Here is an 18,411-nt window from a genome sequence, read left to right as displayed (position 1 = left end):
TCCTGATCGCATGGACCTCTCGCTGATCATCATGCAGCTGTTTTCCGGCATCGCCCTTGGGGCGGTGCTGGTCATCACTGCGCTCGGCCTGACCATCGTGTTCGGCATGCTCGGCGTGGTCAATTTCGCCCATGGGGCGCTGTTCATGATCGGGGCCTATGCCGGTCTGTATCTGGCATCGCTGACCGGCAGCTTCTGGTGGGGCTTGCTGCTCGCCCCAATTCTGGTCGGCGCGTTCGGCATGCTGATCGAACTCGTCCTGGTCCGGCGCCTGTATGGCCGGTCGATCGATGATCCATTGCTGCTCACCTTCGGTCTCAGCTACATCCTGGTCGAGGGGGTGCGCATCGTGTTCGGCAGCGACGGTATTCCGTTTCCGACACCGTCCCAATTGATCGGCGTCGTCGATCTCGGCGTCGGCTTCTTCCCCAAATATCGTCTGTTCGTGATCGCGCTGGTCGCCGTCGTGCTGCTGGTGCTCTGGCTGATGCTGGAGAAGACCCGGGTCGGCCTGATCGTGCGGGCCGGCGCCCGTGATCCCCTGATCATGCGGGTGCTCGGGGTCGACATCGGCAAGGCGTGGCTCGCGATCTTCGGCCTGGGCGTCGGCCTTGCCGCGCTCGGCGGGGTGCTGGCGGGACCCATGCGCAGCGTCAATCCCGAGATGGGAACGCTGGTGCTGGCGGAGGCCTTCGTCGTCACCGTGATCGGCGGCCTCGGCTCGATCGTCGGCGCCGTGGTCGCGGGGCTGATGGTCGGCATCTGCATCAGCATGGTCGCGCTGTTTGCGCCCGAGATGGCGACGATCGTGATGTTCGCGCTCATGGCCGCGGTCCTGCTGATCCGGCCACAGGGTCTGTTCGGCCTCAAGGGGAGAGCGTGATGACGGTGCATTCGACCGGCGAAGCACCGCCGCTTCCTCAGGCGCAGCGCCTCTTCGCGCTTCTCGCGGATCACCGCGTGCTGGTCTCGCTGGTCGCGCTGGCGCTGCTGCCCTGGCTGCTGCCGTCGAAGGCGCTCGCCGTGAACGTCCTGATCTACGGCGTCGTGGTGATGGGCTACAACCTCCTGTTCGGCTACACCGGGCTGCTGTCGTTCGGCCACGCCGCCTTCTTCGGCACCGGCGCGTATCTGACCGGCATCGCCATCGGCCGCTGGGGCCTGCCGTGGTTTGCCGCAGTGCCGCTGGCGATCGCGGCGAGCATGGCGCTCGCCGCATTGATCGGAACGATCTCGACGCGCACCCGCGGCATCTATTTCTCCATGGTCACGCTCGCGCTGGCGCAACTCGTCTACTACGTGGCGCTGCAGGCCTCCTCCTTCACCGGCGGCGAGAACGGGCTGCGCGGCTTCACGGTCGACCACATCGGTCTGTTCGGCGCGCAGATCAACTTCCTCGATCCGGTGAACAAATATTACGTGCTGATGGTGCTCGCGGCGATCGCGATCTGGGTGCAGTCGCGCATCCTCAACTCGCCATTCGGCGCGGTCATCGAGGCGATCCGCGAGAACGAGCAGCGCGCGCGGGCCTGCGGCTACGACGTCGAGCGCTGCAAGCTGATCGTGTTCATGCTGTCGGGCGCCATCTCCGCCGTCGGCGGCTGCATGTCGGCCCTGCATTTGTCCATCGTTCCGCTCGACATCCTGCACTACCAGACCTCCGGCATGATCGTGATGATGGTGCTGCTCGGCGGCGCACGCAGCTTCTTCGGGCCGTTCGTCGGGGCCGCGGTCTTCCTGATCCTGGAGGACGTCGTGTCGTTGTGGACGCCGCACTGGCAGATCGTGGTCGGCGCCATCTTTGTCGTGTTCGTGCTGTTCCTGCCCAAGGGCATCTGGGGCACGTTCCTCGATGTGCTGCCGATCGCGAGGCAACGCCGATGAGCACCGAGCTGCTGCGCGCCGACGGGATCGGCCGTCGTTTCGGCGGCTTCGTCGCGCTCGAAGGCATCTCGGTCGCGTTCGCGGCCGGTGAGCTGACCTCGATCATCGGCCCGAACGGGGCAGGCAAGAGCACCTTCTTCAACATTCTCTCCGGCACGCTGTCGCCGAGCAGCGGCACCCTGCGGTTCAAGGGCCGCGAGCTGAACGGCCTGCCACAGCATCGCTTCGTGCATCAGGGCATCTCGCGCTCGTACCAGATCACCAACATCTTTCCCGACTTGTCGGTGCACGAGAATGTCCGGGTCGCCGCCCAGGCGATGCGGGTAAGCTACGACATCTGGCGCAAGCGCGCCGATCTTGCCGAACTCGGCGAACGCGCCGATGCGGCCCTGATGGCTGTCGGCCTGATCGGCAGGCGCGGCGAACTCGCGAAGTATCTCGCCCATGGCCAGCAGCGCGCGCTGGAGATCGCCATTGCGCTGGTCTCCGAACCGGAGCTCCTGCTGCTCGATGAGCCGACCGCGGGCATGGGGCCGGAAGAGACCAAGGAGATGGTGGCGCTGCTGGAGCGGCTGGCGGAGAAGCGCACGGTGCTGCTGGTCGAGCACAAGATGAAGATGGTGCTCGGCCTGAGCCAGCGGGTGCTGGTGCTGCATCACGGCCGGCTGCTCGCCGACGGTCGTCCTGAGGACATCCGATCCAACCCCGACGTGCGCCGGGTCTATCTGGGACAGAGTGAAGGCTATGGCTGAGACCGCGTTGCTCGAGCTCGACGGCCTCCAGGCCTGGTATGGCGCCAGCCACGTCCTGCACGGCATCTCGCTGCGCGTGAGCGAGGGCGAGGTGGTCGCGCTCGTCGGCCGCAACGGCGCCGGCAAGACCACGACGTTGCGCACCGTCATGGGGCTGATGCCCCGGGCCGCGGGGCGCGTGCGCTTTGCCGGCCATGATCTGCTGCCGCTTGCGGCCCACAAGCGCTTTCATCTCGGGCTCGCTTATGTTCCGGAGGAGCGCCGCATCGTGCCGGGCCTGTCGGTGCGCGAGAACCTGCGGCTTGGGCTGGTCGCCGCCAGCGCCGATATCGAGGAGCGCGCGGCGTTCGCCGAGGTTGCGGAGACCTTTCCACGATTGAACGAGCGGCTGGATCAGGAGGGCGTCACGCTGTCGGGTGGCGAGCAGCAGATGCTGGCGATCGCGCGGGCCTTGATCGCGCGGCCGCGCATGGTTCTGCTCGACGAGCCGTCCGAAGGCATCATGCCGGTGCTCGTCGAAGAGATGGGCGTGCTGTTCCGGCGATTGCGCGACCAGGGCAAGACGCTGCTGTTGGTCGAGCAGAACGTCGAATGGGCGCTGCGGCTCGCCGATCGCGCCGTCATCATCGACCAGGGCGAGGTCGTGCATGAGAGCAGCGCCGCGGCGCTGCTGGCCGACAAGGATATCCAGGACCGCTATTGCGCGGTGTGATGTTTCGGACTGCGCCGGCATCATGACGCGCCATCTCCATCCGGCGCCGGCAGCTGCGGCAGCCGGGCGAGGCTGACGCCGGCGGCCTGGTGGAGGAACATGCGCTGGATCAGTTCGGCCGCCTGGCTCGCCGCATCCGCCGGTGCGAGGCCGCCCTGGCGGACGTTGGAGATGCAGTTGCGTTCGGCATCGACGCGGCCCCGGCGCGGCATCCAGGTGAGATAGAGGCCAAGGGAATCGGCCGCGCTCAGGCCCGGGCGCTCGCCGATCAGGATGATCGAGGCCGACGCGCCGAACAGCTCGCCAACATGATCGGCGAGCGCGACGCGGCCCTGCGAAGCAACGATCACCGGCGACAGCCGTCGGCCGGTTGCAGCCAGGCGCGGCATCAGCGCATCGAGCACGGGCAGGGCGTTGACCTGCACCGCGCGGCTGCTCAGGCCATCGGCGACCACCAGCACGATGTCGGCCGGCGCGCGTGGCTCCGACAGCACCGCTTCCGACGCGGGCGAGAGCAGGCGGCCTGCGTCGGGGCGCTGCAAATAGGTCGCGCGATCGGCAGCGCGGCTGTGCACGGCAAGGGCCGGCCAGCCATGCGCGGTCGCCTCGGCGGCAAAGCGCTCGGCGTCGAACGGCTTCAGCACGGCATCGCGCGCTTCGGCGTGGGCAGCCTGGAAGGCGAGATGTGCCGATGTCGGCAGGCCAGGACCGCAGCGTCCCAACGCGATCCGCGCTTCGGTATAGCGTGACAGCCAGCGCCAATCGTCCGATGACGACGTTGCCGGCGAGTCGCTCTTGTCGGAGCCGCCCATCACTTGGCCTCCAGCAGCGGCAGCGCCGGCATCAGCCGCGCCGGCTCGAAGCGCAGCTCGCCTCCGGCATCGCTGAGGCCGGTGGCCGCGAGCCAGGTCTCGAACTCCGGCGCCGCGCGCTTGCCGAGCACCTTGCGCACATAGAGCGCGTCATGGAACGAGGTGCTTTGATAGTTCAGCATGATGTCGTCAGCGCCCGGCACACCCATGATGTAGGTGCAGCCGGCGACGCCAAGCAGGGTCAGCAGCGCATCCATGTCGTCCTGGTCGGCTTCTGCGTGGTTGGTGTAGCAGACGTCGCAGCCCATCGGCAGCCCCAGCAGCTTGCCGCAGAAATGATCCTCCAGGCCCGCGCGTATGATCTGCTTTCCGTCGTAGAGATATTCCGGACCGATGAATCCGACCACGGTGTTCACGAGCAGCGGCCGATAGCGCCGCGCGACCGCGTAGCAGCGTGCCTCCAAGGTCTGCTGGTCGACCCCGCAATGGCCGCCGGAGGAGAGCTCGCTGCCCTGTCCGGTCTCGAAATACATCACGTTGCCCCCGACGGGGCAGCGCTGCAGGCCTTCGGCCGCGGCGAGCGCCTCGTCGAGCAGCGACAGCGTGATGCCGAAGCCGCGATTGGCCTCCTCGCTGCCGGCCAGCGACTGGAACACGAGATCGACCGGCGCGCGGCGCTCGATCGCCTTCAGCGCGGTCGTAACATGGGCCAGCACGCAGGACTGGATCGGTGCATGCGAGGCAAGCCGCAAGGTCTCGATCAAGTCGAGCAGCCGCACCATCGTCTCGACGTCGTCGCTCGCCGGGTTGATGCCGATCGTCGCGTCGCCGACGCCGTACATCAGCCCGTCGAGGATCGAGGCCGCGACGCCCTTGGGATCGTCGAGCGGATGGTTGGGCTGCAGCCGTGTCGACATCCGGCCCGGCAGGCCGATGGTGCAGCGGAAGCGCGTCACGACCTCGCATTTCGCCGCGACCGTCACCAGGTCCTGCAGCCGCATGATCTTGCAGACCGCAGCAACCATCTCCGGCGTCAGCCCTGGCGATACGCCGCTGAGTGCATCTGCGTCGGCCGCATCCGACAGCAGCCATTCGCGGAAGTCGCCGACCGTGAGGCTTGCGACGGGAGCGAACGCCTTGCCGTCATGCTGGTCGACGATCAGCCGCGTGACCTCGTCGGTCTCGTAGGGGATGACGGCCTCGTTGAGGAAATGGCGCAGCGGCAGCTCGGCGAGCGCCATCCGTGCCGCCACGCGTTCGGCGACATCCTCCGCGGCGAGGCCCGCCAGCACGTCGCCCGAGCGCAACGGCGTTGCCTTCGCAAGCAAGGTTCTGAGGTCGTCGAACCGGTAGCGCGCGCCGCCCAGCGTGTGTGAAAAACCCATTGGCGTTCTCCTTCAATGTTCCTCGTGGTCAGCCATGCCAGCCGGATCCGGCCGATGGATCGCCATCACGGGAAAGACGGGGAGGAACATCATTCGAAGACCTTGTTCTCAGGTTCGTCCAGCGCATCATCTTGCACGATATATGTCGGCATCAGATGACCATTTTCTGTGGCGGGGGCGCTTGATGTCCACCCGGCTTGCGTCGGCCGCGCCGTTGGCTAAGGTCGCATGGCGTACGAGGCAAGCAACCGAGGGAAACACGACATGGCGCGCGTCCGCTGTATCACCGAGATGGGCATGGGCGTCGACGTCCACGGCCGCGACGCCACCAAGGCGGCCAAGCGCGCGGTGTCGGACGCGATCCGCCATTCCAGCCTCGGCTTCTTCCGCATGGTCGGCAAGACGCCGCAGGACATGTTCGTGGACGTCACCATCGGCGTGCCGAACCCGGAGGCTGTCGACACCGCTGCAGTGGCCAAGGAGCTGCCCTATGGCACGGTGACCGTGACCGCGGTCAAAGGCGGGCTGGAGATTGCGGCCGAGGCCGGCAGCGACGCCATCATCATCGCCAACGCGGCGGTGCTGGTCCATCTCGACGACGGCAAGTGACGCTCACGTGCAGGGGTCATGCGCGTGGCGTTCTGATATGAATGTCAAACAGCATGTCATCGCGATCCCGCGGCGCGTTGCGCGCCCGGGTGATGATCGTACGGTGTCCCTCTTTGAACAGAGGGCGCAGGGAAGGCCGGGTATCCGCTGATACCCGCGGCCCCCGTGCGTGAAGAAGTGCACGGGGCAGGAACCACAGGCTCAGCCGGACGATCCCGGCCTTCCCTGCGCAACGGTTTTCCGGCTTATACGTGCTCTCCTCGGGGACCGGGCTTTGTTGCCCCCGTCGCCGGCCGATCATCATCTCAGCCGGCTTGACCTCAGCATCGGGAGGCCAGGACCACACGATTTCGCCGGCGCATCCTGCCGTTCGTCCGCACGGCAAGGCCATGCTGCGGCAGAGCTGCGCCCATCGCATCCCGCCTCCACGTTCGTGACGATCGCGAAGCGCCCCTCATGGCGAGGCGGGACGGGCGGAGTATTTCACAGAATTCGGAAAAACAAAAGCGAAATTTTCGTGGACCAGGCGTGCGAACCGCGATCGCATTGCAGGGGCTGTTGAAACGAGTGTTTCGCCGCGCGCCTTTTCCCGCCGGCGGTGCGCTGCCCTGAGGTCGCGGCCACGGCCGCGGACTGATTCATTGTCACCATGGGATCAGGCGGGTGCCGACCTTCTGCGTTTGGCGCCGAAGATCGCATCGTCTCGGCGCAGACAATCTTGCCCGGGCCTGGCCCGATCGCTGTGAAAGTTGCCGGCTGGCTTGCACCCGGAACGGGGCCAGGCCAGCCGATGCGCATGTTCAGCGTCTTGGGCCTTTGCCTCGGCCGGGTCCCGTGGTGTCGAGGGCCTGGCGGCAATCCGCCGAGACTTTCTCGCGGTTGGTCTCGAGGCAGGCGCGAACCTGGCCTGCGCCGTGCTGCTTGCCGGTGCAGAAGCTCTGGATGTCAGCGGCGCATTGCGTTGCCACCGGCCCGGTTCCCTGAGCGAAAGCGGGCATGGCCACGGTGGCGGCGATGACGATGGCGAGTTGCACGGACGTCCTCATTCAAGCCTCCTTGGGGAGTGGTGTAGGCACGGTGGCGGGGTAGCGTGTGTCGTGCGTCCGTTCGTTGCGCAGGATCAAGCCGAAGGGGGAGTCCATGGCCGCGTGGGGCTGGTCTGGTGCGTCGCTGGATGTGGAACTCGAAGCTGGCTGGCATGGACAGTGCGGACCAGGGTGAGTTCATCGCGCAGGAGGAAGGACTGCACGTTCTGAGGAACGGTGCCTGGCGAACGGCGTCACTGTCGGGAAGCTGCTGCAAGATGATGATATCGTATGCCGACATCGAGAGGCAGCAGCAATACCTGCTGCGTCAGCAGCATGACCGCGATGGCTTCGATCTCCTCGAAGGCAACCGGCACATCGGTGACGATGTCAGCGGCCGGCGGAGACCAGCGCCGCCTCGCAGCGGCTTTCGCTGGCCTCGGGATAGAAGATCAGCGCCTTGCCATAGGTGAGCGCGAGCTCGCGCGGCCGCTCCGGATGCTTGTTGAGCAGGTAGCCGAGATCGGTGGCGGGCTGATGGGTGGTGGCGATGGACAGGTACATGAGGTCACTTAAACCAATGTGTGTCGTGTGATCCACTGAATGTGGAAGAAGACCCGGGCGCATCTGTGACGCGTCGGGGTCCGTTGTTGTCGGTGCAGGGTGGCGCCTCGCAGGCTCTCCTCCCGCGCCGCGATCCAGGCGATCACGGCCTCGGAGAAGCCGTCGACCCGCGTCAAACGTCGAAAATCGAGTCGTTTGATACGACGCAAGCTTTAAATGAGGGGCCGGAGCGTGGCCGAGACTTTCGACCAAACGTAAGGAGCGCTATTGGCCCGCATTGCTCTTATTCACTTGATCGATACTGCGACGAATAGACCATCGTCTTGCACTGGCTTCCTCGGCAATAGACAGAATTCTCGACCATTCTGGAGGCCTGCGCCAACCTTCACCCCAATCGCTATCGAGAAGCTGGTCCAGAGCTTCACAAGCGCCAAGTTCACGATCGCTGAGCGAGTAGAAGGCCTCTTCAGCAAGCCTCAGCTTTACTAATAAAGGATACGTGAAGGCTGCAATTATCAAGTGTTGCGGACTTGACCAATTCTGGCTGAATTTAGAATTCCTTCCTTTATGAACAATAGAACTCCGCAGTTCGTATAGTTCTTTTGCCCATTTTCGGTGAAGCGGCCAGTTCGCTTGTTCGTGTGCATAGTTCGGATCTGGCTTTACCCGCTTTGCTGCTGAGATCGTTTTTCCACAAAATGGATACCAGTGTTGGCTGACTGCTTGAGCTAGGCTCTGTGCTCCGCTATTCGGTTGAAGCATTCTTTCAAATGAAATTGCGGAAAGCATCACGCAGCTATCCGTATCTAGGTCCACAGCCTCGGCATTAGCCAGCAAGAATGGATCTAGAGATGATACGATCGCATCAGCTGCTACCGATTTCGACTCGCGTGCCGTTTGCAGTGCCTTTAGCAAGGTCTCGTTGGTGTAGCCACATTGAGTACCTTCAATCTGAGTAGGACGCTGAAAAAAGATGTCTTTGTGGCGCAGTCCGCCGATCTTAAGAGTTCCACTACGGCGAGGAAATATAGGCGAGATCTGATCGGACCCCTCGATGATCCCTTGGCCGACGATTCGAAACATCGTCGAATTCATGTGCGGACTAAAATGTCCTTCAAAGAACCGTTGTTCGGATAAGGTCGACAAAGCTAGCAGCTTTGAGGCGTCTGTCGCATGTTTCCAGTGATCACGCGGGATGTTCCATGCTTCGTTGTGTCGAGCTCGTAGCAACATCGTGCACGACTCGATCGGCTTGCCATTTCTGCCAATATAGCAGCTGAGAGCGCTTCGGACTTCTGTGACCATCTTGTCCGCGACTATTGTGTCCAATTGTTCGACATTGATGGGGCTGAAACGAAAGCGACCGACCTTAACGGCCTTCGGCAAGGTGACCCAAGGCATAAAAATGACGAAAGCCTCTCTCGGAGCGGTCATGACCTTGTGTCCGTGATTCGAAATTGGAGCTACTCTTGTTGAGCTTAGCAACGTCGTTCGGGTCCGGGCTAGTAGCGCCAAATAATCAATGCGAGCCGTAGAAGACCCGGGCGCGTCTGTGACGCGTCCGGGTCTGTTGTCGTCAGTGCAGGGTCGCGCCGCGCAGAGTCTCCTCATGCGCCGCGATCCAGGCGATCACGGCCTCGGAGAAGCCGTCGACCCGCGTCCAGGGTCCGTAGCCGACCCCGTGCTGGTACGACGCCACGTTGACCATGGTCCCGCGCGCCTTGGGCGCCGGCACCGCATCGTGACTCTGCTCGTCGGTGAAGACGATCAGGCGGTCTCCCTTGCGGTCGACCTCGCCCACCGCACGCCCGAGATAGGTCCCGGAATGCGGCTGCGATCCGAGGATCGCGTCGCGCAGCGCAAAGCCACGCCGCGGCGGCACCTTCACGACCTCATTGCTGAACGTGAAGATCTCCACCTCGTCGCAGACCTCGCGGGCCAGGATCGCCAGCCCGCACGCCGCGTCCGCGCGCGTCATCTCCGACTTCGCCGACAGCGATGCGAACATCGAGCCGGAGACGTCGATCAGCAGCCGCGTGCGGCCCGGAAGCCGCGCGTAGCCCTTGATCGACCGGAGCATCGCGGCCTCGAGCTCGGGCTCGAAGTCCGGCGCGTGCCGGGCCGCCGTGATGAACCGATACGGCAGGATCCTGTCCGTCCGCATCGTCTCGATCGCGGCCGCGATAGTCGCCCGCGACACCCCGGCCTGTTGCATCAGGCGCAGGTTGCGCAGCAACGCCAGCGCTCCGAGCCGCTTCTCTGAGAGCAGCCGCTCGAAGCTCGCACGCTTGTCCGCACCGGCCGAGAGCGCGACCTCCCAGGTGTCGGGCGACGGCAGCCCGCCATCGGCGAGCTGCTTCCACACCGCCTCCTGTGCGGCGTCCCTGGGCCGGGCGTGCACCAGGAACAGCACGTCGCGAAGCCGCACCGGTCCCTCGCGGTCATACTTCGCGAGCTGATAGGCGTCGAACTTGGCGAACGCCTTCGCCAGCCCCTTCTTGACCTGCGCCGAGACCGGCTGCCGCTTGCGCTGCTGCTGCGGACCCAGAGAATCCGCCCAGTAGATCGCCAGCAGCTCGGTCATCTCGTCCGGCCGCTGGATGATGCGCGACAGCGTCTCGGCGACCAGCGCACGGTGCGTGGGCAGCCGCGCCATCTCGCGGGCGACGAGCAGCGGCGCATGCCGCAGCTTCATCTCCTCGCGTGCACGGACCGCGAGCTGAGCCACCTCGCGCGGCTCGACCAGCGGCACCAGCGCCTTGATGCGCTCGGCGACCGCGATCCCGTCCTCGTAGAACTGGTCCTCCCACAGCAGGCAGCTCATCAGCGTGCGCTGCAGCGCCTGCTCGGGCGCGAGCTGCCGGGACGGCGCACCCTCATGGGTGAAGGCGCGCAGGAACTTGTTGAGCCTGACCATGATGGCCTCCTCTCTGGGTTGATGATGGATGGAATGGCCGGAGCTCCGGCCGTCACGCATGATCTCGTCTCGGAGACCATGCGCGGCAGGGGACCACGCGCGGGGAACGGGCGAATGCTGAGTTCCGCTCCACTCGCATGGAGCGGATAGTGCTCTGCCGCTGAGCTACCGGCGCACGGAACGCCGGATGGGAGTCGAACCCACGACCTCTCGATCCGCAATCGAAGTATCAGCACTCTTCACCACGGCGCGTGGAAGAAGGCGGCGCAGCAGGTAGCTGCGCCGTAACGACGTGACCGCCTGTTCGATGAGGGTCACCGGTTGAGACGGATCACGAGCCGGGAACAGGCGACGACTGAGACCCGGTCGCTGAGAGACCGGACAGCGCTCTGACCTCTGAGCTACCGGCAGGACACCGGGCGGGAGTCGAACCCGCGACCTCTGGCGTGCAAGGCGAAGTAACAGTCGTCTTCACCACGGCTCGTGGATACGTTCGGCGGGGAGTAGGCGATGCTGTCGCTGCCCCAATGGGGCGCTCGGTTTCAACGAAGTAACAGACATCTTCACCACCGCCTTGGCCGCCCGGCGGTCACCGAGTGGCGTTGATGGCATGCTGGGGAACGGGCGGTCTCGGCGATCAATGACGCCAACGCAGGTCATCCGAAAGAAGAACAACCGCAACCCGCGACTCGACGGCCCTCGCATGGCCGACTCCACGGTACGTGACGCCATAGGCGGGATTCGAACCCGCATCACCAATGGTACGAAGGAGCCGACACCTTCACCACCAGCAGCTCCCGGCCGCAAGCGGCCGGGAATTCAAATAGCTTGTCTGCGGCGCTCTTCGGCGCCGCATGTTGCGAGCTCCTTGAAGCTCGCTCTGCCATCGGTGTCCGGCGTTGCCGCCTCGTTCCCTCCGACAGGCCCCGCGCGCTCGGGCACGCGCATCACCTGCGCGAGCCCCGGGATCCGGGTCTCCCGTTCCGGCTGACAGCCGGGACTTCCGTTGGTTTCGCCGTGCAGCCGGTTCGCCCGAGGGCAACAAAAAACCCTCCGGAGCGGCTGGCTCGGGAGGGTCCGTGTGATGCGGACTGTTGATCTTGCCTCAAGCAAGATCGCTCCCCCGAGCATGGCGTGCGCCATCCACCGGCATGACGCCGTTGGACGTGCGGATGAAGTGTTCGTAGCCGAAGGACATCGTCTTGCTCATGTTTGAGCGCGGGCGCAGTCGCTCGCGAGGCCGCGGGACATACGCCGCTTTGTTGGTGCTGTCAACAGCATGGAGTCGATGTTCTTGCCGGCTGCCGCGGCCTTGATCTGCAACAACGCGCCGATGCGGAGCATGCTTATCGTGAGGACATCGAGGTCGCGGCGAGAATTGTGAGCGCATGGCCATGAACCGACGGCAGGTCCTGATAGGCAGCGGCGGCGCGCTTGCGGCGGCCGCGCTCGGCGCCGGCACCTGGCGCGCCGCGACCGGCACGATGCGCGCCTATGACGACTATATCGCCCGGTTGCGCGCACCGCTGTCGCCCGAGATCACCGATGTCATCCGTTACGCGACACTCGCAGCCAACGGTCACAACACGCAGCCATGGCGCTTTCGCGTGACGCAGGATGCGATCGAGATCATGCCCGATCCGTCACGGCGCACGCCGGTGGTCGATCCGGACGACCATCATCTGTTCGTCAGCCTGGGCTGCGCCGCCACCAATCTCGCGATCGCGGCGGCTGCAAGCGGCCGAAGGGGCGAGGTTGCCATCGATGGGCAGACGGTGCACTACAGCTTTATGAACGCCGAGCCGCATGACGATCCGCTATTGCCTGCGATCGTCCGCAGACAGTCGACACGTGCCGACTACGACGGACGCGCCGTGCCGTCAGGCGATCTTGCGGCGTTGCAGGTGGCAGCAGCCACGCGAGGCGTCGATCTCATACTCATTACGGATCGTACTGTGATTGCGGCCATCCGCGACCTCGTCGTCGCCGGCAATGACGCCCAGATGCGCGACGTCGCGTTCATGCGCGAGCTGAAGTCCTGGCTGCGCTTCAATCCGCGCAGCGCGATGGCAACGGGTGACGGCCTGTTTGCACCCGCGAGCGGCAATCCGTCGTTGCCGACCGCGCTCGGCGGCATCGCGTTCGACCACCTCTTCGATGCGGCGGCAGAGAACGACAAATATGCGCGCCAGATCGGCTCATCTGCCGGTCTTGCCGTGTTCGCAGCCGAGAACGCCGATCCCTCGCACTGGATCAGGGTCGGGCAGGCGTGCCAGCGCTTTGCGCTCGAGGCGACGCGCCTAGGCCTCAAGCTCGCCTTCATCAACCAGCCGGTAGAGGTGGCTGCGCTGCGTCCCGAACTGGCGCGCGTGATCGGAACGACGCGGCGGCCGGATCTCGTGTTGCGTTTCGGCTATGGTCCTACGCTGCCGTTCGCGCCGCGGCGGCCGGTCGCAGACGTGCTCGGTTCATGAGTCGTTCCTGTCAATCTTGACGGATTTGCGACTCGGTGCATTGCTTCGCTGCATGTTCGAGAACACCCGATTGGCACGCATGAGCGACGGGCATTATTGCCTGGTGCGCGACCTTGGCCTGGTCAAGGGCGGCAAGGGCATGCGCCATCACGAGGTGGTGGTGGATTTCAGCTATCGCGGCATGAAGCTGTTTGCCAGGCAGGGCGCGTCGTCGCTGATGCGCAGGGTCGCGGCGAAGCTCGCGCAGCATGATGCCACCTCGAAACTGCCGGCGCTGCTGCGCGTGCGCCTGCGCGAGCCGCAGTAGCGTCAGCGCTTCCACCGAATCTCACCGCGCTGCGGCGTAATCGGTCGTTTCGGGTCGTAGGGGCTGTCCGGATTGACGTCGAGCTCGACGTCGGCGACGCAGTGTTGCGGCTGGCGATGGCTGCCCCCGGAATGCCAGCGCCCCTGGCGCAGCTCGACCTCGCTGATGTCAGCGACATCGAAGCACTTCCATTGGCCGCCCGGCGGCAGGCCGCTGCTCGCGCCGCCCGCGAACTGGAACGCGAGCACGCGCTCGCGGCCGGCGGTGTGGCCGAGGATGATCGGGCAGATCGCGCGGGCGAAGCCGCCATACAGGCACAGCACCGGCTGGCGCGTGATCATCGCCTGCATGATCAACTGGTAGGTCGGGCTCGGCATGCTGGCTTTCTGCACGATGCAGCAACATAAGACCGTCGGCCGCATGCGGTTCCGCATCGAACCTTGCAGCGGCGGCTCACGGGCTTAGATTGAGGCCTCAGCGACAAAGCGAGCAAGAGCCACGATGTCCGATCTCTCCAGCTTTCCGATCACCACGCGCTGGCCGGCGCAGCATCCCGACCGCATCCAGCTCTATTCACTGCCGACCCCGAACGGCGTGAAGGTCTCGATCATGCTGGAGGAGACCGGCCTGGCCTACGAGCCGCACACGATCGATTTCGGCAAGGACGACCAGAAGACCCCTGAATTCCTCTCGCTCAATCCGAACGGCAAGATTCCCGCGATCATCGATCCCGACGGTCCCGGCGGCCAGCCGCTCGGCCTGTTCGAATCCGGCGCGATCCTGCAGTACCTTGCCGAGAAGACCGGAAAATTCCTGCCGAACGATCCGGCGCGGCGCTGGCAGACGATCCAGTGGGTGCATTTCCAGATGGGCGGCATCGGTCCCATGTTCGGGCAGCTCGGCTTCTTCCACAAATTCGCCGGCCGCGAGTACGAGGACAAGCGGCCGTTGCAGCGCTATGTCGCGGAGAGCAGGCGGCTGCTCGGCGTGCTCGAGGCGCGGCTCGATGGCCGGCAGTGGATCATGGACGCCGACTACACGATTGCCGATATCGCGACGCTTGGCTGGGTGCGCAACCTGATCGGGTTCTACGGCGCGCGCGACATCGTCGCCTTTGATGAGCTGAAGCACGTGCCGGCCTGGCTCGAACGCGGGCTGGCGCGGCCGGCGGTACAGCGCGGGCTGGAGATCCCGCAGCGGCCGTGATCGTCAGCGATGCCGATTTCGAACGGTGCTTGGCCGAGGTGCTGTCCGCGCCGGCCACGCCGGGCGATGCCGTGCTGCCGTCCGACAGCGTGATGTGGCGCGTGCATCGCGAGGCCGCGCTGTTTCTCGGCGCTGGCCGCGCGCTGCTTTTGCAGCTCGCCCATCCCTGGGTGGCGGCGGGCATTGCCGAGCAGTCCAAGGTGTTTGCCGACCCGCTCGGCCGTTTCCACCGCACCTTCAGCATCGTCTACACCATGGTGTTCGGCACGCGCGCGCAGGCGGTCGCGGTGGCGCGGCGGCTGTATCGGCGGCACGCCGCGGTCGACGGCGTGATGCCGGAGACGGTCGGACCGTTTACGGCCGGCTCGCGCTATCGCGCCAATGACGTCGACGCGCTGCGCTGGGTCCATGCCACCCTGGTCGAGACTGCGATGATGTCCTACGGCCTGCTGTGCCGCCCGCTCGACGATGCCGAGCGCGAGCAATATTGGCGCGAGGCGACGCGGTTCGCGGGCCTGTTCGGAATTCCACACGAGGCCATGCCGCCGGACTGGGCGTCGTTCAAGGCCTATACGGCCGAGATGATGGCGTCGGAGACGCTCACGGTCGGCCCGGCGGCGCGCGAGATCGCGCAGCGTATCTTCTCCGGCGAGGCGACCCTTATCGGACCGCCGCGCTGGTTCACGGCGTTGACGGCCGAGATGCTGCCGGAGCGGCTGCGGCTTGCGTTCGCGCTGCCCTATGGCGAGCGCGAACGCCGCAGCGCGGCGCGCGCCAGGCGGTTTCTGCCGCGCGCCTATGCGATGCTGCCGGAGAGATTGCGTACCGTCGGCCCCTATCAGGAGGCGATGGCGCGTATCGAGGGGACGACGTGTCCGCCGTTCACGCGGCTGCTCAACCGCGTCTGGATCGGACAGCCCAGCATGGCGAGCCCGTTCGAGCAGCGCGCAGAACGTGCACGGAGCGGGACGGTCTGAGTCCGGCGCGCTTGCGGCGCAGACGACGGATCATGGCCGCGGAGCAAGCCTGAGCGTGATGCCGCGAACCTCCTGCGGCGTCGGCGCGCGGCTGCCGCCGGGTTGGCTGATGCTGAGACGGATCGACAGCCGTCCACTCTTGATCGCCTCCTTCGGCACCGGAAGCGCGTAGGTGCCGGCCTCCGCACCAGTGCGAAGGCCGAATGGCGAGATGGTCCCGAGCGGCATCCCGGACGCCGTCGTCACCGTCACCTCCTGGCCTCGCCCCAGTGCGCCCAGGCTGATCTCGACGACGGGAGCCTTGCTCGCATCCAATGGCCGCGGCACGACCAGATCGACGGCTCTGAACGGCTCCGCGGCCAAGGACGAGGCCGGCCGCAGCACGGCACAGAGCAGCACGGCGCAGCTCCGCAGCGCGGCGCGCCTGCCGTTCATCGGCGCAGCGGTCCGACCGAGAGCGCTTTCAGCGTCGGCGCGGTGCCGACGCCGCCCGAGGGCACGACGCGGATGCTCAGCGGTTGGTTGGGCGCGGCCCGCAGGGCGGAGAAGGCCTCCTGCCTCGTCGGCAGCGGCACCGCGAAACTCGCATCCGTGGTCATGGCCATGCCCGGCATCATCGATCCGAAAAAGGCGATGGTGCCTGCATAATAGGGGCTGTCAGCCGTGACCTTGCTGACGTTGGCGGGCGCGTTGACCAGGACGTCGAATTCGCGCACGGTCGAATAGCCGCTCGGGCGAGGCAGCGTGATCTGCGCCATCAGCGGCTGCGGCCGCGCTGCCGCCAGATGCGCTTCGAGCGCATCGCCAGGGATCCTCACCGTGCCCACATTGGCCTTGACCGAGCCCTGCTGCGGCTTGGCCTGCGGCGCCGCGGCGACCGCGGGCGGATTGACGATGTCCTCGCCGAAGCCTGGCGCATAGTCGTAGTCGAAGCGGTCGGTCGAGATGTAGTCGCCGGCCTTGCTGGGGCCGACATAGCCGCCCTTGCCGTCGGCATAGAACAGGAACGGCTCGTCAGAGAACGTCTTCAGGTCGACGCCCTGCGGCAGATAGGGCAGCTTGAGCCGCTGCTGCTTGCGCGTCCAGACATCCCAGAGCCGGTCCATGTTCGAATGGTGCAGGAAGAAGATCGGATCGACCGGCGACAGGAAGTTGGTCATGTTGCCGTAGGGGCCGGGATCGAGCGGGCCGACGCCGCCGATGTAGTTGTGGACCTTGTTGTGCGGCAGGCCTTCCAGGGTCGAGAACTTGGTCGCGCCATTCGGCTGGGTGTTGTGCGAGGCGGTCTTCGAGCTGGTGAAGCTCAGATAGTTGTCGGGGTTGTAGAAGTCGGTCGGCAGCAGGCCCGCCATGATCACGAAGGGCGAGACGTCGTAGGTGGTCTTGGCGTCGAGCTTCGGATTGTCGCGTGACAGATAGCGTGAGGCGCAGGTGGTGGCGAAGGCCTCATTGCCGGAGATGCCGGCATTGGCGGACGGCGAGAAGCCGGTGACGTCGTTCCAGAGATCGTCGATCGACTTGTAGCCGCGGATCTCGAGCTGGCCGCGCTGATCCTTCGACAGGCTGTTCCAGTAATCCGTCAGCGCCGGCTTGATGAACGAGGTGAAGACCGCGAGATTCCCGGTGAACGGCTGATACGCCCGGTCGGTCGGTGTCAGTACGGCGTCGAACATGCCGGCGGGAATCTCCGGCAGCTCGGTCCAGTCCCAATAGGGCAGCGCGAAATTGTCGTCGCCACTGAGGGCGCGGATCGATTGCTCGAAATAGCCGAGATAGCCGCGATGCCAGACATAGAACCACCAATTGCCGTGCGGGCAGTCCATCAGGTGGATGAACGCGTTGCGGAACCAGTTCTGCGGATGGTTTGCGGGGAGCTGGAGCATGGCGGCGACGCCTTTCGCGTAGCTCGCCAGCATCTTCTGGCCTTCCGCGCTGGTGACGTTGTGGCGGCGATATTTCGCGGCGGCGCGGCTCGGCCTCGGCGAGATGACGGTGGAGGCTGCCGCCATCGCGGCCTTCGCCAGGAATGTCCGGCGGGTCTGTCGCAATCCCATGCTCATCTGAAATGAATCCTGGTTGGAAAAGCGCCATGATGCGGTCTCGCGATTGCAATCTCAAGTAGCAATTGCGTGTGATGGATGTATGATGCCACCTGAGAGGTTTGCCGATGAACGCGCTGACGCTGCTGATCATCCGCCATGCCGAGAAGCCCGACGGCGACGCGACAGGCCCGGGCCTGACCCACGAGGGCAAGCCGGACTCGAAGTCGCTGGTGATCTTCGGCTGGGAGCGGGCAGGGGCCTGGACGGCGCTGTTCGGCAGCGGACTGGGCGGCACGGATTATCCGACACCGCAGGCGGTCTATGCCGCCGATCCCGACAGCACCGAGGACGGCTCCGACCCGAGCCGCCGGCCCTATGAGACGGTGCTCGATTTGGCTGCGCGCGTCGGCCTCGACAAGCCGAACACGTCCTTTGCGAAGGGGCAGGAGGCGGCGCTGGTCGAAACCCTGCTATCGCTGTCCGGCACCGTGCTGGTGGCGTGGGAGCACAAGGCGATCATCTCCGACATCCTGCCGCGGTTGCCGGTGAGCAATGAAAGCCAGTTACCGACCCACTGGTCCGGCAAACGCTTCGATGTGGTGCTGCGGTTCGATCGCGCCGATGGCGGAGCGGAATTCACGTTCGGCGAACTCTATCCCTGCCTGATGCCGGGGGATTCCGACAAGCCGCTGAAGAGCGATCCGATGGACGGGTGAACCACCAAGCCGGAGATAGTATCCCCAGG

19 protein-coding genes and 1 tRNA gene are annotated in these 18,411 nt (G+C 65.4%); 10 read left to right on the top strand and 10 right to left on the bottom strand.

The window, feature by feature from the left end:
• Positions 1 to 10 precede the first annotated feature (10 nt).
• From ACQR1E_RS03865 to ACQR1E_RS03850, 4 genes are read left to right on the top strand one after another with little or no spacing between them, the layout of a single operon-like run.
• Positions 11 to 883, top strand: a complete 873-nt coding sequence (locus ACQR1E_RS03865) for a branched-chain amino acid ABC transporter permease (RefSeq protein WP_316194097.1) — start codon at positions 11 to 13, stop codon at positions 881 to 883.
• On the top strand, positions 883 to 1,884 hold the full coding sequence (locus ACQR1E_RS03860; protein WP_316225367.1) for a branched-chain amino acid ABC transporter permease: 1,002 nt from the start codon (positions 883 to 885) through the stop codon (positions 1,882 to 1,884). The genes ACQR1E_RS03865 and ACQR1E_RS03860 overlap by 1 nt, the downstream gene beginning before the upstream one ends.
• The gene (locus tag ACQR1E_RS03855) at positions 1,881 to 2,636 is read left to right on the top strand and encodes an ABC transporter ATP-binding protein (RefSeq protein WP_315712528.1); all 756 of its coding nucleotides are present in this window, start codon (positions 1,881 to 1,883) and stop codon (positions 2,634 to 2,636) included. The genes ACQR1E_RS03860 and ACQR1E_RS03855 overlap by 4 nt, the downstream gene beginning before the upstream one ends.
• Positions 2,629 to 3,348 carry an ABC transporter ATP-binding protein gene (locus tag ACQR1E_RS03850; RefSeq protein ID WP_315712527.1) on the top strand — a complete coding sequence of 240 codons (720 nt, stop codon included), beginning with the start codon at positions 2,629 to 2,631 and terminating at the stop codon, positions 3,346 to 3,348. Before ACQR1E_RS03855 ends, ACQR1E_RS03850 begins: the two co-directional genes overlap by 8 nt.
• A gap of 20 nt (positions 3,349 to 3,368) precedes the next feature.
• Here the strand turns inward: ACQR1E_RS03850 and eutC are convergent, their stop codons facing one another.
• Positions 3,369 to 4,160 carry an ethanolamine ammonia-lyase subunit EutC gene (eutC, locus tag ACQR1E_RS03845; RefSeq protein ID WP_316164657.1) on the bottom strand — a complete coding sequence of 264 codons (792 nt, stop codon included), beginning with the start codon at positions 4,158 to 4,160 and terminating at the stop codon, positions 3,369 to 3,371.
• On the bottom strand, positions 4,160 to 5,545 hold the full coding sequence (locus ACQR1E_RS03840) for an ethanolamine ammonia-lyase subunit EutB (protein ID WP_434842938.1): 1,386 nt from the start codon (positions 5,543 to 5,545) through the stop codon (positions 4,160 to 4,162). Before ACQR1E_RS03840 ends, eutC begins: the two co-directional genes overlap by 1 nt.
• Before the next feature lie 264 nt (positions 5,546 to 5,809).
• Here ACQR1E_RS03840 and ACQR1E_RS03835 point away from each other — a divergent pair, with 264 nt between their 5' ends.
• Entirely contained in the window at positions 5,810 to 6,154 is a 345-nt protein-coding gene (locus ACQR1E_RS03835) for a Lin0512 family protein (RefSeq protein ID WP_315712523.1), read from the top strand.
• A gap of 800 nt (positions 6,155 to 6,954) precedes the next feature.
• On the opposite strand, the gene ACQR1E_RS03830 is transcribed toward ACQR1E_RS03835, so the two are convergent.
• From ACQR1E_RS03830 to ACQR1E_RS03810, 5 genes are all read right to left on the bottom strand, one after another.
• Positions 6,955 to 7,200: a cysteine rich repeat-containing protein gene (locus tag ACQR1E_RS03830; RefSeq protein ID WP_434896689.1), complete on the bottom strand. Its 246-nt coding sequence runs from the start codon at positions 7,198 to 7,200 to the stop codon at positions 6,955 to 6,957.
• A gap of 369 nt (positions 7,201 to 7,569) precedes the next feature.
• A complete protein-coding gene (locus ACQR1E_RS03825) occupies positions 7,570 to 7,743 on the bottom strand; it encodes a hypothetical protein (RefSeq protein ID WP_434896688.1) in 174 nt (57 codons plus the stop codon).
• A 264-nt stretch (positions 7,744 to 8,007) separates the two neighbouring features.
• Positions 8,008 to 9,177: a hypothetical protein gene (locus ACQR1E_RS03820; protein ID WP_434896687.1), complete on the bottom strand. Its 1,170-nt coding sequence runs from the start codon at positions 9,175 to 9,177 to the stop codon at positions 8,008 to 8,010.
• Positions 9,178 to 9,319: 142 nt separating this feature from the next.
• On the bottom strand, positions 9,320 to 10,660 hold the full coding sequence (locus ACQR1E_RS03815; protein WP_434896686.1) for a TROVE domain-containing protein: 1,341 nt from the start codon (positions 10,658 to 10,660) through the stop codon (positions 9,320 to 9,322).
• Positions 10,661 to 10,839: 179 nt separating this feature from the next.
• A tRNA-OTHER gene (locus tag ACQR1E_RS03810) sits at positions 10,840 to 10,911 on the bottom strand.
• A gap of 1,143 nt (positions 10,912 to 12,054) precedes the next feature.
• Between ACQR1E_RS03810 and ACQR1E_RS03805 the strand changes: the two genes are divergently transcribed.
• Complete coding sequence (locus tag ACQR1E_RS03805) at positions 12,055 to 13,134, top strand: Acg family FMN-binding oxidoreductase (protein ID WP_434896685.1); 1,080 nt, start codon at positions 12,055 to 12,057, stop codon at positions 13,132 to 13,134.
• Between the two features lie 79 nt (positions 13,135 to 13,213).
• The gene (locus ACQR1E_RS03800) at positions 13,214 to 13,441 is read left to right on the top strand and encodes a hypothetical protein (RefSeq protein ID WP_315712510.1); all 228 of its coding nucleotides are present in this window, start codon (positions 13,214 to 13,216) and stop codon (positions 13,439 to 13,441) included.
• A 2-nt stretch (positions 13,442 to 13,443) separates the two neighbouring features.
• Here the strand turns inward: ACQR1E_RS03800 and ACQR1E_RS03795 are convergent, their stop codons facing one another.
• Positions 13,444 to 13,818, bottom strand: coding sequence for a hypothetical protein (locus ACQR1E_RS03795; protein ID WP_434896684.1), 375 nt, complete (start codon positions 13,816 to 13,818; stop codon positions 13,444 to 13,446).
• Positions 13,819 to 13,942: 124 nt separating this feature from the next.
• On the opposite strand from ACQR1E_RS03795, the gene ACQR1E_RS03790 reads away from it, so the two are divergent.
• Both ACQR1E_RS03790 and ACQR1E_RS03785 read left to right on the top strand, forming a co-directional pair.
• Positions 13,943 to 14,647 (top strand): glutathione S-transferase family protein, encoded by a 705-nt coding sequence (locus ACQR1E_RS03790; RefSeq protein ID WP_315749889.1) that lies wholly within the window; start codon positions 13,943 to 13,945, stop codon positions 14,645 to 14,647.
• On the top strand, positions 14,644 to 15,624 hold the full coding sequence (locus tag ACQR1E_RS03785) for an oxygenase MpaB family protein (protein WP_315712506.1): 981 nt from the start codon (positions 14,644 to 14,646) through the stop codon (positions 15,622 to 15,624). Before ACQR1E_RS03790 ends, ACQR1E_RS03785 begins: the two co-directional genes overlap by 4 nt.
• A gap of 30 nt (positions 15,625 to 15,654) precedes the next feature.
• On the opposite strand, the gene ACQR1E_RS03780 is transcribed toward ACQR1E_RS03785, so the two are convergent.
• Together ACQR1E_RS03780 and ACQR1E_RS03775 are read right to left on the bottom strand one after the other, a co-directional pair.
• Positions 15,655 to 16,059, bottom strand: a complete 405-nt coding sequence (locus ACQR1E_RS03780) for a hypothetical protein (protein WP_434872114.1) — start codon at positions 16,057 to 16,059, stop codon at positions 15,655 to 15,657.
• Complete coding sequence (locus ACQR1E_RS03775; protein WP_434842940.1) at positions 16,056 to 17,684, bottom strand: tyrosinase family protein; 1,629 nt, start codon at positions 17,682 to 17,684, stop codon at positions 16,056 to 16,058. Before ACQR1E_RS03775 ends, ACQR1E_RS03780 begins: the two co-directional genes overlap by 4 nt.
• 107 nt (positions 17,685 to 17,791) lie before the next feature.
• Between ACQR1E_RS03775 and ACQR1E_RS03770 the strand changes: the two genes are divergently transcribed.
• The gene (locus ACQR1E_RS03770; RefSeq protein ID WP_434896683.1) at positions 17,792 to 18,382 is read left to right on the top strand and encodes a histidine phosphatase family protein; all 591 of its coding nucleotides are present in this window, start codon (positions 17,792 to 17,794) and stop codon (positions 18,380 to 18,382) included.
• Positions 18,383 to 18,411: the final 29 nt, after the last annotated feature.

The organism is Bradyrhizobium sp. HKCCYLRH1030 (assembly GCF_051168395.1).
Taxonomy (GTDB): Bacteria; Pseudomonadota; Alphaproteobacteria; order Rhizobiales; family Xanthobacteraceae; genus Bradyrhizobium.
The sequence above is the reverse complement of the archived record's forward strand: the minus strand, read 5'-3'. Positions and strand labels throughout refer to the sequence as shown.

Bases quoted from the DNA above. Each gene is read 5' to 3' on its own strand.
- ACQR1E_RS03865 (WP_316194097.1), top strand. From the start codon at position 11: ATGGACCTCTCGCTGATCATCATGCAGCTGTTTTCCGGCATCGCCCTT.
- ACQR1E_RS03860 (WP_316225367.1), top strand. From the start codon at position 883: ATGACGGTGCATTCGACCGGCGAAGCACCGCCGCTTCCTCAGGCGCAG.
- ACQR1E_RS03855 (WP_315712528.1), top strand. From the start codon at position 1,881: ATGAGCACCGAGCTGCTGCGCGCCGACGGGATCGGCCGTCGTTTCGGC.
- ACQR1E_RS03850 (WP_315712527.1), top strand. From the start codon at position 2,629: ATGGCTGAGACCGCGTTGCTCGAGCTCGACGGCCTCCAGGCCTGGTAT.
- eutC (WP_316164657.1), bottom strand. From the start codon at position 4,160: ATGGGCGGCTCCGACAAGAGCGACTCGCCGGCAACGTCGTCATCGGAC.
- ACQR1E_RS03840 (WP_434842938.1), bottom strand. From the start codon at position 5,545: ATGGGTTTTTCACACACGCTGGGCGGCGCGCGCTACCGGTTCGACGAC.
- ACQR1E_RS03835 (WP_315712523.1), top strand. From the start codon at position 5,810: ATGGCGCGCGTCCGCTGTATCACCGAGATGGGCATGGGCGTCGACGTC.
- ACQR1E_RS03830 (WP_434896689.1), bottom strand. From the start codon at position 7,200: ATGAGGACGTCCGTGCAACTCGCCATCGTCATCGCCGCCACCGTGGCC.
- ACQR1E_RS03825 (WP_434896688.1), bottom strand. From the start codon at position 7,743: ATGTACCTGTCCATCGCCACCACCCATCAGCCCGCCACCGATCTCGGC.
- ACQR1E_RS03820 (WP_434896687.1), bottom strand. From the start codon at position 9,177: ATGACCGCTCCGAGAGAGGCTTTCGTCATTTTTATGCCTTGGGTCACC.
- ACQR1E_RS03815 (WP_434896686.1), bottom strand. From the start codon at position 10,660: ATGGTCAGGCTCAACAAGTTCCTGCGCGCCTTCACCCATGAGGGTGCG.
- ACQR1E_RS03805 (WP_434896685.1), top strand. From the start codon at position 12,055: ATGAACCGACGGCAGGTCCTGATAGGCAGCGGCGGCGCGCTTGCGGCG.
- ACQR1E_RS03800 (WP_315712510.1), top strand. From the start codon at position 13,214: ATGAGCGACGGGCATTATTGCCTGGTGCGCGACCTTGGCCTGGTCAAG.
- ACQR1E_RS03795 (WP_434896684.1), bottom strand. From the start codon at position 13,818: ATGCCGAGCCCGACCTACCAGTTGATCATGCAGGCGATGATCACGCGC.
- ACQR1E_RS03790 (WP_315749889.1), top strand. From the start codon at position 13,943: ATGTCCGATCTCTCCAGCTTTCCGATCACCACGCGCTGGCCGGCGCAG.
- ACQR1E_RS03780 (WP_434872114.1), bottom strand. From the start codon at position 16,059: ATGAACGGCAGGCGCGCCGCGCTGCGGAGCTGCGCCGTGCTGCTCTGT.
- ACQR1E_RS03775 (WP_434842940.1), bottom strand. From the start codon at position 17,684: ATGAGCATGGGATTGCGACAGACCCGCCGGACATTCCTGGCGAAGGCC.
- ACQR1E_RS03770 (WP_434896683.1), top strand. From the start codon at position 17,792: ATGAACGCGCTGACGCTGCTGATCATCCGCCATGCCGAGAAGCCCGAC.